12 protein-coding genes are annotated in these 12912 nt (G+C 42.9%); 8 read left to right on the top strand and 4 right to left on the bottom strand.

Features of this window, described 5'->3' with window-relative positions:
• Nucleotides 1-55 precede the first annotated feature (55 nt).
• Together P0078_RS11655 and P0078_RS11650 are read right to left on the bottom strand one after the other, a co-directional pair.
• The gene (locus P0078_RS11655) at nucleotides 56-331 is read right to left on the bottom strand and encodes a hypothetical protein (protein WP_282934498.1); all 276 of its coding nucleotides are present in this window, start codon (nucleotides 329-331) and stop codon (nucleotides 56-58) included.
• Between the two features lie 128 nt (nucleotides 332-459).
• Nucleotides 460-1548, bottom strand: a complete 1089-nt coding sequence (locus P0078_RS11650) for a hypothetical protein (protein WP_282934497.1) — start codon at nucleotides 1546-1548, stop codon at nucleotides 460-462.
• Between the two features lie 509 nt (nucleotides 1549-2057).
• On the opposite strand from P0078_RS11650, the gene P0078_RS11645 reads away from it, so the two are divergent.
• Nucleotides 2058-3002 carry a GlxA family transcriptional regulator gene (locus tag P0078_RS11645; protein WP_282934496.1) on the top strand — a complete coding sequence of 315 codons (945 nt, stop codon included), beginning with the start codon at nucleotides 2058-2060 and terminating at the stop codon, nucleotides 3000-3002.
• 58 nt (nucleotides 3003-3060) lie between these two features.
• On the opposite strand, the gene P0078_RS11640 is transcribed toward P0078_RS11645, so the two are convergent.
• On the bottom strand, nucleotides 3061-4074 hold the full coding sequence (locus P0078_RS11640; protein ID WP_282934495.1) for a zinc-dependent alcohol dehydrogenase family protein: 1014 nt from the start codon (nucleotides 4072-4074) through the stop codon (nucleotides 3061-3063).
• A gap of 259 nt (nucleotides 4075-4333) precedes the next feature.
• Here P0078_RS11640 and P0078_RS11635 point away from each other — a divergent pair, with 259 nt between their 5' ends.
• The gene (locus tag P0078_RS11635; protein WP_282934494.1) at nucleotides 4334-5500 is read left to right on the top strand and encodes a DUF4268 domain-containing protein; all 1167 of its coding nucleotides are present in this window, start codon (nucleotides 4334-4336) and stop codon (nucleotides 5498-5500) included.
• A gap of 1221 nt (nucleotides 5501-6721) precedes the next feature.
• Here P0078_RS11635 and P0078_RS11630 read toward each other — a convergent pair.
• Nucleotides 6722-8530, bottom strand: a complete 1809-nt coding sequence (locus tag P0078_RS11630; protein ID WP_282934493.1) for a hypothetical protein — start codon at nucleotides 8528-8530, stop codon at nucleotides 6722-6724.
• Nucleotides 8531-9559: 1029 nt separating this feature from the next.
• Here P0078_RS11630 and P0078_RS11625 point away from each other — a divergent pair.
• The 6 genes from P0078_RS11625 to P0078_RS11600 all read left to right on the top strand — a co-directional run bounded on the left by P0078_RS11625 (nucleotide 9560) and on the right by P0078_RS11600 (nucleotide 12909).
• On the top strand, nucleotides 9560-9967 hold the full coding sequence (locus P0078_RS11625) for a tyrosine-type recombinase/integrase (protein WP_282934492.1): 408 nt from the start codon (nucleotides 9560-9562) through the stop codon (nucleotides 9965-9967).
• 247 nt (nucleotides 9968-10214) lie between these two features.
• Nucleotides 10215-10436 carry a hypothetical protein gene (locus P0078_RS11620; protein WP_282934491.1) on the top strand — a complete coding sequence of 74 codons (222 nt, stop codon included), beginning with the start codon at nucleotides 10215-10217 and terminating at the stop codon, nucleotides 10434-10436.
• A 35-nt stretch (nucleotides 10437-10471) separates the two neighbouring features.
• Nucleotides 10472-11521: a hypothetical protein gene (locus P0078_RS11615; RefSeq protein ID WP_282934490.1), complete on the top strand. Its 1050-nt coding sequence runs from the start codon at nucleotides 10472-10474 to the stop codon at nucleotides 11519-11521.
• 16 nt (nucleotides 11522-11537) lie between these two features.
• Nucleotides 11538-11963 (top strand): hypothetical protein, encoded by a 426-nt coding sequence (locus P0078_RS11610; protein WP_282934489.1) that lies wholly within the window; start codon nucleotides 11538-11540, stop codon nucleotides 11961-11963.
• A 4-nt stretch (nucleotides 11964-11967) separates the two neighbouring features.
• Entirely contained in the window at nucleotides 11968-12327 is a 360-nt protein-coding gene (locus P0078_RS11605; protein ID WP_282934488.1) for a hypothetical protein, read from the top strand.
• A 39-nt stretch (nucleotides 12328-12366) separates the two neighbouring features.
• Nucleotides 12367-12909, top strand: a complete 543-nt coding sequence (locus tag P0078_RS11600) for a hypothetical protein (protein ID WP_282934487.1) — start codon at nucleotides 12367-12369, stop codon at nucleotides 12907-12909.
• Nucleotides 12910-12912: the final 3 nt, after the last annotated feature.

The raw sequence follows: 12912 nt of genomic DNA, 5'->3' as shown, positions 1-12912 counted from the left end.
TAGGAGGAGAGCTCCCGGAACTAAGCCGTAGGGAGCTTTGAGATACTAAATAAGATCAGCTCGAAAGAAACACATTAATAACCTGGCAGCTTTCTTTATCCACCGCAGCATTAGGCTGTTCATTACCGACTGTTTGCTCCCCTGGTATTTTAGGTAGCACGAGATACATTCGTGGATAGTCTCGGACTATATAATCTTTTTTATCTGCACTCAGCCAAGGGTATTCAGCGGTAATGGCTGTTACTCCACGGAGTAAAGCGATACCATCTGTACAACTATTAGGAGTAGTAGCTGTGGTGAGCATGGCAAAAGCTAATGAAGAGAAGTTCATAATCTCTGCTATCCCAATGGGTCTTCAGACTGACGTTATGTTTATTCTGGGGACAGTATAGCTGAGCTTGATTATGAGCAACAGATAGCTCTATTAAAGCGGCCAGCCGAAGCTGGCCATCTTCTGCACTATGCGTGCTCTACAGAGGTTTCTTCGACTTTCTCCCAGAGGCGTGTCTCTGTCGGACTAATTAATTTGGACAAAAGGTTCGGGGCCACAGAGGTTAGCCCAATAAAACCAACTATCGCACGGAAAATAAATGAGTCAAGCCAGTAGATAAGGCCTATTAACAGTATTGCTATCACAAGTGACGGTAGAGTGGCTTGCAAACGAGACCGCTGAATATACTGATAATCCATTGTCTCAGGTAGTTGTTTCTCGATACGTTCTAATGCGTGCGCTTTTACTGTTTGATTTAAGAACTCAACAGAATGGGTCTTATCCCCGTGCTTGATAGTTATTACATCTGAATTATGGTCACTGCTAAGTGAACTTATTTCATTGAGAGGGATTCGTGCTGCGGTATCAGGTTTACACAAATGATATATTTCTTCAGGGGATTTCCCCGCTTGATAGGCGGATTGAGCAGTTGAAGCCTGTTCTTTCGGGATATCAAAATAGACGAGTTCATCTCCTTCTAAGGCGACGAGGTAGTTATCATCGATATCAAGCCAGGACGTCTCAGTATAAAAGCCCTCGGGTAGTGCTTTTTTTGACTCCCTTACAAACAAGAAGCTTAAAATCCAATATAAGACGAGGCAGATACCTATAGTGATAGGTGCTGCTTGAATCAGGTTTCCTACAGGTGTGTTATTTTCGACATCTCTTTGAGCATTTTGCGCTAATACATGCCCGTAGATGTCGCCCTCTGGAAACCATACTTTGATGGGTTGACCTTGTTCATATTGACTATAAATTCCTTTTGAAACCTCTGCGGAGGATTCAAAGTCCTCATCTTCATAGTTAAACTGGTAGTCAATATAGTAATTTGTACGATAGCGCTTTTTACCTTTGCGGCCCCGGTACTCTTCTTCCTCCTCTCTTAACGCTACTACTTCAGCATCTAGAGCTTGATGATTTTCGATCCAACTTAATGATTCATTGTTGGCACGAGAGTAATAGTTTGACAGAAAGTAAGTCAGAATAAGGAAAACTAAAATACATACTGTACGTACCATTGATTTTCTTTTTTGTCCGGGGGACTTCTGTAACGCCATTTAATACATCCTTACTGTATTTCTTGTGCTTTAGGTATTGGTGCTTTTGGAGTGATAAGTTGTTTTTTACAGAGTGGAAACTTGGTGTGGGTGAAAAATACAACAGCAGTTTTTTTGGTGAATAAAACTGAAGGTTAACTCTAAATTAATTTTTATTACTTGACCGGCATCATGGTTGGTTAATTTTCATATTGAGTATTTTATTAAAGATTATTTTTTATTGAGTAAAACATCCTACTTAGGATAAGAGCTGATCAATTTGGTACAAACGGTTTAGATAATACGAACCTTACAAATATTGAGTAGTTGAATGGCAGGGTTTTAATTGCTGTGGGATTTGGTCTGACTAGCTAATTTTCTGTCAGCCTTATGAGATTGGGTGGTTCAGTTTCATGGAGGTAGTTCTATGTTGAATTAGTTTAGGTGAAGTACCAATGTCGTTTTGTGTCGTAAATGTGTCATAGCAGACGCGCCCACTGGAGTACAATTCCCTGTGTGGAGGAGATGCTATGACCAAGAAGATAGGTTTTTTTGTTGCAGATGGATTCCAGGCGTTAGACCTTTTTGGGCCCTTGGATGCCTTTATGGAGACTAATAGTTTCGTTAGTGAGGCCTATACAAGTCGTTTGATAGGTTTAACCAATGCATCAGTTAAAACCGCGTACGGCCAAGCCCTATCAGTGGATTTTGATATTTACCAGGATAGGGAAATTGATTACCTGGTCATTACTGGCGGTACTGGGATGCGGCAGCTGCGCTTAAGTCCTAAGCAGGTAAATGCGCTGCGTGCAATCGCAGACAAAGCAGAGCGTGTCTTGAGTATCTGTACAGGTGCATTCTTACTAACAGATATATTTCCGGAACAAAAGCACCGCATTACCACTCACTGGCGGCATTGCCGGCAGCTTGCCGAGCAAGCAGTCAATTATCAGGTTGAGCAGGACCCTTTGTTTATTGAAAGTGGAAAACTGTGGTCCTCAGCGGGAATTCTATCTGGAGTCGACTTGGCCCTGGAAGTGATTCGCCAGGATTATGGCAATACTATTGCGGCCAGCGTGGCTAAAGATCTGGTCGTTTATCTTCAGCGCAGGGGAGGGCAGTCACAGTACTCTGATCTGCTTAAAGTGCAATCCAGCGACAGTATGAGGCTCAATCCTCTATTGGAGTGGCTGTCGGAGAATTACCAGAAATCAATCAGCGTTTCCGATATGGCGGAGCGTATTTCTGTCAGCGATCGCCAGTTAACTCGCTTGTTCAAACAACATCTTAATAGCACCCCCGGACATTATCTAAACCAACTCCGTTTAAACCGGGCGCGGGATTTAATCACCTGTGAATCAGCAAGCCTTGTTCAGGTGGCTCGGCAGGTGGGGTTTGCAAGCTATGATAGCTTTCGCCGGGCTTTTTATGGCCAATTTGGTGTGTCCCCCTCATATTTCAGTAGGAATCGTTAAGCCGCGCTCTCACAAGTGTCTTAGCTTTAAGAGTGCGGCGAGATTGAGAGCTACTCCATTACCATTCGACGCAGATCTTGCCAAAGTGCGACCCGCTGGCCTGGTATTCAAATGCCGCAGCCAGTTCCTCCATAGGGTAAGTCTTATCAATCACTGGCTGTATCTGGTTGGCTTCTAATGCGGTGACATATTCCCGTTGATCCCTACGGCTTCCAACGATCAAGCCCTGTAACCGGGCCTGCTTGGCCATCAATAGTGCTGTGGGCACTTCTCCCGAGCGGCCCGTTAAAACACCAATCAATGAAATATGGCCGCCAACTCTGACTGAATGGATCGATTGCTCTAGTGTACCGGGGCCACCGAGCTCAATAATATGGTCCGCACCTTTGCCTTCCGTCAGCTCCATAACCTTCTTTGACCACTGTGTATGGGTGCGATAGTTGACGCCATGATCGGCGCCTAATTTTTTAGCGCGCTCCAGTTTCTCGTCGGAAGAAGAAGTTACAATAACTTTGGCCCCCAATATTTTGGCAATCTGAATTACCGTAATAGATACTCCGCCAGTGCCTAGAGTCAATATTGTGTCGCCAGGTTTTACCTTGCCGTCTACTACCAATGCTCGCCAAGCAGTAAGGCCTGCGGTAGTAATGGTTGCCGCCTGAGCGTGGCTCCAGTCTTTTGGGGCAAGGGTAAAAGCGCTCTGATCGCGCACAACAAACTCAGCGGCCATCCCATCGATACCGTCACCAGGCGTATTGGCAAAGTTACCCACGGAAGCCATAGGCGTCCCTGCTGGCCACTGTGGGAAAAAGCACGACACAACAGAATCGCCGACCTGAAAATCGGTAACATCCTCACCAACTGCATCCACGATACCGCCGCCATCAGACATCAGAATACGGCCGTCTTCTGTGGGAATACCGCCGTTGGCAACCAAAAGATCGTGGAAGTTGAGGGAGGAGGCTTTAATTGCAACACGGATTTGGCCTGGGCCGGGTGCTCCCGGGTCAGCGATGTCGCTAACCGAAATATTTTCTAGTCCGCCTGGTGTTTTTAGCGCTATTACTTTCATTATTTCTTCCCTATGTGTTGAGTGATAGTTCCCTATACCCAAGTGTATGGAAGTTAATCATCGAGTTTAACAGACCTAAATTGATGTCTATGAATGAGGTCATTAAGCTGCGATGGCAATTATCTATGTCAATCACTTCCGCGATTCATAAGTCTTAGATAGACTGGGGTTAATTGTAGTGGCATATACGTAGGTAACCAGCTACCAGGCGTAATAAGCACATTTATATTTCTTAAGTATCCAAAACCGAGGTCTATCAATGTATCAAATTGACAGGAATACTAATAGACTCGAGCCACTTAAGTTGAAAAAGTTTTCTGATTTAGGCTTCCGTGAACGCGAACATCTGCAAGAGTGGTTAGCAGCCAATCCTGAAGTACTGGGTGAGGAATTGCTTATTATTCAAAAAGAATTTGATGGTTTTAATGAGACTCGTGAACGCTTAGACCTGCTTGCCCTGGATAAACATGGTCATTTAGTAATTATTGAAAATAAACTCGATGATTCTGGACGTGATGTAGTATGGCAAGCACTAAAGTACGCGTCCTACTGCGCCAGCCTAACAAAAAGTCAGATCATAGAAATCTATCAGCGTTTTCTTGATAAAAGAGGTTGCGAGCAGAATCAAAGTGCGCGGGAACGATTAGTGGAATTCTTTGCTGATAGGGATTTCGATGAGCTGATTTTGAACCCTGATGCTGAGCAGCGCATCATTCTTGTTGCTGCGCATTTTCGTCGTGAAGTAACTTCTACCGCACACTGGTTGATGCGTCATAACCTGCGTCTTCAGTGTATTAAGGCTGTGCCTTACGCGAAAGGAGATCAATTATTCCTGAGTCTAGAGCAGATATTACCAATGAAAGAGGTCGAGGAATATGTGATCGGTCTGGCAGAAAAGAAGCAGGAAGAGCAGACCAATGCTCGTGAGCTAGCTCAGCGCCACCATACACGGCGAGAGTTCTGGAAGCAGTTCATTGAAATTATGCGTGAAAGTGACTGTAGGTTATTTGATAATGCAAATGCCATGACTCAGAACAGTCTCCGAGGGCGATCTGGTTTGACTAAGGTGACTTATCAAGTTGTATTGAATCAAGACTCTATCCGGGCTGAATTTGTCATAGGACGTTCAGAGCGTGATGAAAATAAATATTTGTTTGATTCTTTGTTTTCTAAAAAGAATAAAATTGAGTCGCGCTTTGGTGATACTTTGGTGTGGGACCGTCTGGATAGTTATATCGGCTCCAGGGTATTTACAGAAATTTCAGCAAATGGCCACAATAAAGAAGAATGGCCGACGCTGAACAGTTGGTTATGCCAGAAAATTACAAGTTTGGAAGAAGCATTTTCTCCGGAGATTGGGCATTGCAGAGAGCTTCTGACTACAATGCAAAATAATCTGTCACAATTTAATGAAGTACTAGAGTGAAACATGGCGGACTTATACTCCTTAAGACGTGCATAAAATTTTAAGCTTATTGCCTCCTTTAAACTTGGTTTATGAGTTCAAAAGTCAGTTTCATTTGAGATAAATATATTAAGACCTCACTGTAACTTTGGGATGCAAAAAGTGAGCACTCATTTCCAAAATTAGGAGTGGATGTTACTACACCAGAAAAGAAGCTGATCTTTCGCAGCTTATCGGCAAAACTTTAAATATATATTTTTTAACGAGTAAAGTTGCTCGAGCAACGATAAATCACGTATTTTTGATGCGAAATGGGATTGGTACCCAGTGGTTTGATTTTTTCACTAGGTCTTAAGCAAAAATCACATGTGAGTGTACCCATAAGTTGGCGTATTCGTTCCCCCATAAGTTGTCGTAGTTAGGGTCTGTAAGGGCTATGACTCACAAAACGACCGGTAAATGAGTCATAGATCCCAGTTCTATGACTCATCTGAAGCAACTTCAGGGGAGAGAAGTAACGATAAGAGGCGTCAGATCGTGCTCTATCACGCTCAGATAGGGCGGTTTATTGATTGCATTCATGCCTGATGTGTTGGGGCAATAAATTTTGAATACTAATGCTGACTATAAACAGAGTTTGGAATAGTAAAATTTGGATACTAACTGAACTTATGTGACTGTACACAAAGCAAGGAAGAGCTATAGGGGAAAACTCGCAAACCAAACCTGACTTAATAGAATAACCTCCAAAATGTTAATTTTTGCTCAAGATAGTACTATTTGTCAGACAAACTATCGACTGTTATGGTTAGGCCCCTGCCAAGAGCCGGATATGCTGCAAATACTTGCCCCCCTGAATAACGCGATATAAAGACTCTTTGCGTGCATCGTTTCGCAGTTTCCGTCAAGGATAATTAACCAACGCTACGTCTGTGTTGCGCGTGACCATCCAGACGGTACCGCAAACGGGACCTCTCACCGGCCTATACGCCCGATCTTCGCCAGGTGCCGATCGTGCGACTTTGAAGTTGTGTTCAACAGCGTTGGAAGCTGTGGCGAAGTAACAAAGAATTCGGAGGCTGGAAGCAATAAGGGCACTGCAGCCGGTGGTGCGACACCGGGCTTGTGTCCGATGCCAGCCGCCCACAACGCCAGGCAAAGCTATACAAAGAAAATCGGGGTACAACTTGCAGTGTATAACCTTCTAGTTTTTAACCTAGATTAAAAACGGATAAATTTTAATCATTTGGACGATAAATAGCAAAGACGAAAGCCAATTTTGGCATGCTTATACTTACCAGTGCTATATGCGGGGAATAAGTCATGATCAAGGTGGTTGGTGCCGAACATTGATAGTAGCGATTTCGAGCGAACAGCGGCCGCATAATTACCGTTGGGATTTTCATACAACCACTCACCAAAGCTATCTGAATCGACGAACTGTAACCCGGAGGGGTGGATGATGTACTCTAACGGTTTTGCGTAATGGCACATTAGCTTATCAAACCTCTCTACTTTCATATACGGAGGGTGAGCACCATAGCTGAGGCCAGAGCGATCGGAAAACTCTAGTAGTCCATCCGGTTTCGATTTCCTATAGCCGCCTGGATGCTCAGTTTTAAGGTAGTTAGAGGCATCAGGATCACACTGCTGACGAATCGTCAGATATTCACTTGTCTTCAATAATCGTACTGGCAGATTATTTACTGACTCAAAATGGGCCATATAAGCACAGGCGTCGTACCAAGTTACAGCTGCTGGGAGTAAAGTACAATCGTCATTCATAGGTATCAAATCATCAGGTTTTGTACACTCTTTTATCGAATCGCGGTATCTGAAATAGTCCACATTACGATTTGAGAAAAGAGTGATCTCGTCGATAGAAATAAGGTCAGAAACATATAGAACCTTACAATCGAGCTGAACACGATAAAATTTGACGGCAGAAGATGAAGAAGAGTGCCGCACTTTTCCTGGTGTATACTTCTTATGGGAAGCCATGTAGGTACTTAAAACTCCCGAGTATCCAGGATAGCAACTAATATCGCCTCCTGAAGAATAAAAGAATTGCTCAGCACGGTGTGCATCCCGTTCACGCCACCCGCGATACTCGAAGTAATGCCAGCGCCGAAAATGATATTCTTCGTTCATCTGGCTAGGGATATCTGCACGCTTCAAATAAGGCGCGTAAATTTGATGCTCAAAGGGTATTGATCTCAAGCCGGGAATTACGAAATCGTATTCTCCTTTAGTTCCCTTTAAAAACACTAGCGACTCATTATACGGAATGACCTCAACCCAGCCTTCATCACCAGCTTCAAACTGAGATCGAAATAGCTTACCTACGCGCTCAATCAACTCAATACGCCGTGCTTTGTCCTCTCGGCAGGCCTTAAGTGGCCAGTAGATCTCAGGCTGTGTCAGACTATCGCTAGCAGGATAAACCAGCAAATCTCCCATCAGGTTGAAAGAGGGCTGAATACAGTGGGCTAACAGACCGCCGACAACTATATCTATCTGCGGTTTCTCATTCTGGAGGGGGTTAGGTTGAGTTTCAGCATTTTTGACAAACCTCAAGAGAATCTCACTATCGAAGTCGTGGTAGCCACCATGTGCATCCGTGTACTGTAGGAACTCCCGCCCTGGATCAACGTAGTGGCTCCTATAGTCAAAGTTGTAGCCTGTAAATAAACGTTTAGGCAAAGCTAACCCTGAATCGAATAAGCGCCCACATACCTGTTCTATGCTGAGCTTCAGGTAGGGAATATCAAATTTCGGTTGCTTGCGAGGCGTCAGTAAGTCGGTGTGTCGTAACAGCTCATGTTGAAGCATAAAGGGCTTAAGCGATGTCTCATACTCATGTAGAAATCCAGCAAAACCACCGCTAATTCCGAATTGCTTTGCTAGAAAATTCAATAGTGAGGAATGTCCAAGCTTTTCACGATCTCGATAAGCCGCTTTAGCGGACGACTTCAATTCAGCGGGTGTGAGTCCTTTGATCGGAAGAATATGAAATTTTTTTGTAGGTAAAAAACGCTTAATATTGGTCATACGCCATTCCTGGATTCATGTGCTCCTAACGGATAATAGCGATAGAGTGCCTAGAGCCAATTAGAGGAATACGTAATAGGAAATTACTAGAAGAATGGGCTTTGTTTGGTGAGACACTTACACCAACCGCAGGCTACCCGATGCCATTTTTGAGAATGTACCAGCAGGGTATGTGGGAGTCAATATTGAATCGCCCCTTTGCTTGAAAAGGCATTCTCCGCTGGGTGATAGAATCTTTGCTTTCTTCTGCTGTGATCGAGCGATGGGCTGAACCGTAGTTAACAATTCCTTTTCAGCTTTGAACTTCACCAAATTTAGCTGGTCTTGGTGGTTGAGGGGGGACAGGCTAACTCTTTTTTCTCTACGGCAATAAGTTTCCCAGTTGGTGGGAATAGGGGAGAGATGTAATAAAAGGAGAGGGTTATTCCTCTCCACTCACTTCAAAGGTCACGGTACTCAGGCCGAGTTTTGCTGCCTCAGGCTCCTAACCGATAACCTAAAAAACTTACACACTGACACGTGTCAGTGCCCCGATTTCTCCGCCAAAGTTGTCTGCCAGTAAACATTCCCATGAAGCCCCGGTTTTGCTAGTTTTGAAATAATCAGATGGCACATTAATTACCATTATCACAAGCACGAGATATGGTGGATTTGTGATAATCAGGAGACATCTATGGCTAGAGCTAGAACTAGGCCTGTGAATAGGTTGAAGTCAGTCGCTGTGACCGGCTCAGGACGGGCTGAGATCGTGGAGTACCCTAAGCAGCTGGCTCATATCCTGTGGGCAGCTTCGCGTGGCAATACAGGGAAACGGAATGTAGCTCTCATTTGGATGTTATTTGGTACCGGACTAAGGATCAATGAAGTAGCACAGCTAAAAATTGGGGATATATACCACCCAACAGGTGAGCTTAAGTAAGCTTTTAGGCTGCCTGGAGCATATACCAATACAGGGAAGCCTACCTTTTGGTTCCACAGCAGAGAGCTGCACTAGAGGATCTTAGGGCGCAGCGCATAGAGGATCGTGTAATGCTTAGTGAAGATGGGGCTTTTGGTGGGCTTGCACCAGATAGTCCCGTATTTCTATCTCTGAAAGGCAGACAGTGGCGCAAGCTATCTTTCAATTTCAAGAAATACCCAGATGCCGATGGAAATATAAAAACAACTCTGGTGTGTGGTTCACTCGAAAACATTGCGCGTGACCTTATAAAGCAAGCCGGAATTCATGGCGGTTCTAGCCATAGCGGGCGACGTAGCCTAGCAAGCTGGATGGACCGTAAGGGGTTTGACCTTCAATTGATTCAAGACATTTTGGGTCACTCCACGGCAGAAATGACCCTTATTTACATCGATCCCTGGGAAAAACGTATCAAGGAAGCCTTTAAGACTTCTTGTTTAGGGTTGAAACTGCCTGACTTTCATCAAGTACGGCGGTGAAAAGACGGCAAGGCAGGTTTCCACCTTTCCCCTGACGGAATTGGTTGATATTTTGTTTTTGTACGCCAATAAGGTTGGCCAGCTCCACATCGGTAGTGAGACCTAAACGATCTTTGACTTGATCAATTATTTCGTCAGGAGTAAGAATTTTTTTCAAAGCGGGTAAATAATATATTGACCTATGACGCGGTACATAATATATTTACTCCTGATAGGAAGCAAGGGTTGGATGCCCAGGAGAACAGGGATGATGAGAGAAGAGGGAAAAACTAAGTCAGGTCATATCATCATTCTTAGTGAACTAAGAACCTGGAAGCCAGAGCACCCAAAATACGGGATTAGTTACGCAAGCACTGGGGTTCTAGAAGGTAACAATAAAAAGAGAATTAGATGTGAGTTTGTGGCCCTTAAGAAATCCACAGCGTCTCATATCGATGAAATACGAGAGATCGCCAAATCTGCATATTGATTCAAATAGAATAGATATAGGGAGATTGTAGGAATATGGTCAATATTGTAGAAGAGAAGACATTTATATTTGTATTTTCAGATCTTCAATACGAATGTAGCTATAATGAAGATTATCTTACAATTGATGCCCCAGTTTATATCGTACAGCTTTCCAGAGAAAGCTATGATGTGAAAGCATATCCAGTTAAGGGCGCTGACCGATTTTCAATACAGGATATAGAAAATAATAGAATCTATTTATGTGAAGAGTATTCTTTCAAAGAAAGATATATTGACAAGCTTTTACTTGGCCTCGGAAGTTTTGCAGAATTTAAGCTTATAATAGAAGTGGTAAATATTCTATGTCAGGAAATCAGTTCTGAAAATTATAATAATACTGAATACATTCAACGTACCCCCTTAGATATTCTCTCCACCATATCAAATAGGCTGGACATGGTAAGTCATTTATATACTGAAGAAGTCTGTAAAGGAATGGGGCATCATCATGAACATCTAGTAACTTATTTAATGTTGACTTGTTTTGAGAGGCTTGGTCAGGCAAGAGATTGGATGGCTTTCGGTAAGTGGCTTAGTGCAAAAAGAACCAAACAAGAAAGAAAAACGGTTATTGATAATCTAGACGAAAATTTGGATTCAGCTCAAGTAGCAGAGCATTTACATACTTTTTATAATAAAAAATATGGTGTGCGATCAGCTTTCTTTAGATTTTTTGAGGACAGGCTAGATTCTGATCAGAGGTCGGCACTACTTTCAAATATAGAAATAACAAAAATCAAACAGAAAAGTAAAGACTGGGTCAATATTAATACTAATGATGATGAAAAGTTGAAGTGGCTTTATAGTGTAAGAAATAGATATACGCATCAGGGTCTGTATATTGGTGGAAACATGGGTAGTGGAATCCCTACTTATATGCATAAAACTAACCCTCTTTTTGAGAAGAATCGCCTTGTTTACAGAGAGCAATCTGCCAATGGTAATAACATTACGAGTATAGCTCTTGCCAACTGGCCAGAGGTGCTTATACAAAGTGTAAAATGGGGTTCTATTAACTATTTACTTGATTTAAGAAACAGTTGATTAGCTAGGTGGGAATATGGAAATAGATATCGAATACATTAAAGAAGTATTGGAGGTGTTCCTTAATGCAAAAGACCCAACAGTTACAATCTATGATTTTCCGATGTTTGAATATAATGATATTACAACAGATGAAATGAAATATTTTTTCTTTCATCTGGAAATATTGAGGGACCAAGGCTTTGTTGAGGGTTCAATAGGTGATCCTAGAAATATTGGATTTAAGTTCAATCCATCTGCTAAAGATTATGTTTGTTGGAGTGTACCTATTAGGTTGTGTGCATCTGGGCATGATTGCGCTGCTGCACTTGCAAAGCCTGGTGTGATCGATACTTTGAAAACAACCTTTAAAGACCTTGGCCCATCAGAGACAGTGAAAGTGGTATTTAAGCTTGCTGAAAAGGCAACAAATAACTTAGTGGCCAAAGCGCTAGGGGAATAGGAAATTGATTATTGTAGATAGCCCTTTTCATGTCTCTTTTTCGTCGGATCGTAAACTTCCATCTAAAGCATGTACCGGAAAATGCAAAAAGATTTGGTGGGAGTCTGATTATGATGAGACAGATGATAAAGGTGTATGTCTTCAATGCGGTTCAAGCTTAAGTTGCGCAGTAAAAGACGTACATTTTAAAGTTATTTATCAGGCTAATCGTAATCTTCGAGTAAAGGACTTTAAGCCATATAAGAAAATGTCTAATGAGGAAATCGAGTATATGAGGGACATGATAGAAAGAGGCGTAAAAGTTAAGCATATCAGCGTAGTTAAAAGTAAGTTTATTGAGAAGGCTAAACGCGAATGGTGTTAGCCAGATAGCAAGGATTTAGCAGTAATATGGGAATAAATCATGGCTAGGCTCCTGGCGATCGTAGAGGTTGAGAAAAGGCAATCTATTCGGTGCTGTGCAGAGGAGTGTAATAGACCTGTATATAAGCGGATTCACGTTATTGAAGAAGATGATAAAACCATCCTGGTTTTGGGCTCTAAATGTTACGGGATATTGTATAAAGGTCAGCTTTCAAGTGAGGCGGTTTACACCGGAGTTTGCTCGCGAAAGTTGACAGAGGAAGAACGCCGGCTACTCGTAGAAAATACGGAACAGTTGATCAAAGCCTTTCACCAGGAAAGAGAATCCATTTTAAATAAGTCGGCCCAGGAGCCAAAACGTAGACCTGTGGTGGGTAAGCAGGATTTTGGCAAGCAAGTGGATAATCATGGAAGGACTGTTAAATGCCATTTCTGTAGTGAACCCATGATAACTCAGCTACCACACACGCCTGCTATCGGCTTCAAATGCCAGCAATGTAAAGCTAGTGGTGTGACGGTTTCTCTGGCGACGCGAAAGAAGAACGCTCTGCGTCGGAGCAAGCTTTTAACCAGCAAGGACTAGGTG

The sequence above is a fragment of the Microbulbifer sp. VAAF005 genome (assembly GCF_030012985.1).
Classification (GTDB): Bacteria; Pseudomonadota; Gammaproteobacteria; order Pseudomonadales; family Cellvibrionaceae; genus Microbulbifer.
Note: the sequence above shows the minus strand (reverse complement) of the source record. Positions and strands in the feature narration are given on the sequence as shown.

What these genes read in the sequence shown, in the direction of transcription:
- P0078_RS11645 (WP_282934496.1), top strand. Translation starts at nt 2,058, where the DNA reads ATGACCAAGAAGATAGGTTTTTTTGTTGCAGATGGATTCCAGGCGTTA.
- P0078_RS11620 (WP_282934491.1), top strand. Translation starts at nt 10,215, where the DNA reads ATGATGAGAGAAGAGGGAAAAACTAAGTCAGGTCATATCATCATTCTT.
- P0078_RS11630 (WP_282934493.1), bottom strand. Translation starts at nt 8,530, where the DNA reads ATGACCAATATTAAGCGTTTTTTACCTACAAAAAAATTTCATATTCTT.
- P0078_RS11610 (WP_282934489.1), top strand. Translation starts at nt 11,538, where the DNA reads ATGGAAATAGATATCGAATACATTAAAGAAGTATTGGAGGTGTTCCTT.
- P0078_RS11640 (WP_282934495.1), bottom strand. Translation starts at nt 4,074, where the DNA reads ATGAAAGTAATAGCGCTAAAAACACCAGGCGGACTAGAAAATATTTCG.
- P0078_RS11625 (WP_282934492.1), top strand. Translation starts at nt 9,560, where the DNA reads ATGCTTAGTGAAGATGGGGCTTTTGGTGGGCTTGCACCAGATAGTCCC.
- P0078_RS11635 (WP_282934494.1), top strand. Translation starts at nt 4,334, where the DNA reads ATGTATCAAATTGACAGGAATACTAATAGACTCGAGCCACTTAAGTTG.
- P0078_RS11615 (WP_282934490.1), top strand. Translation starts at nt 10,472, where the DNA reads ATGGTCAATATTGTAGAAGAGAAGACATTTATATTTGTATTTTCAGAT.
- P0078_RS11600 (WP_282934487.1), top strand. Translation starts at nt 12,367, where the DNA reads ATGGCTAGGCTCCTGGCGATCGTAGAGGTTGAGAAAAGGCAATCTATT.
- P0078_RS11655 (WP_282934498.1), bottom strand. Translation starts at nt 331, where the DNA reads ATGAACTTCTCTTCATTAGCTTTTGCCATGCTCACCACAGCTACTACT.
- P0078_RS11650 (WP_282934497.1), bottom strand. Translation starts at nt 1,548, where the DNA reads ATGGCGTTACAGAAGTCCCCCGGACAAAAAAGAAAATCAATGGTACGT.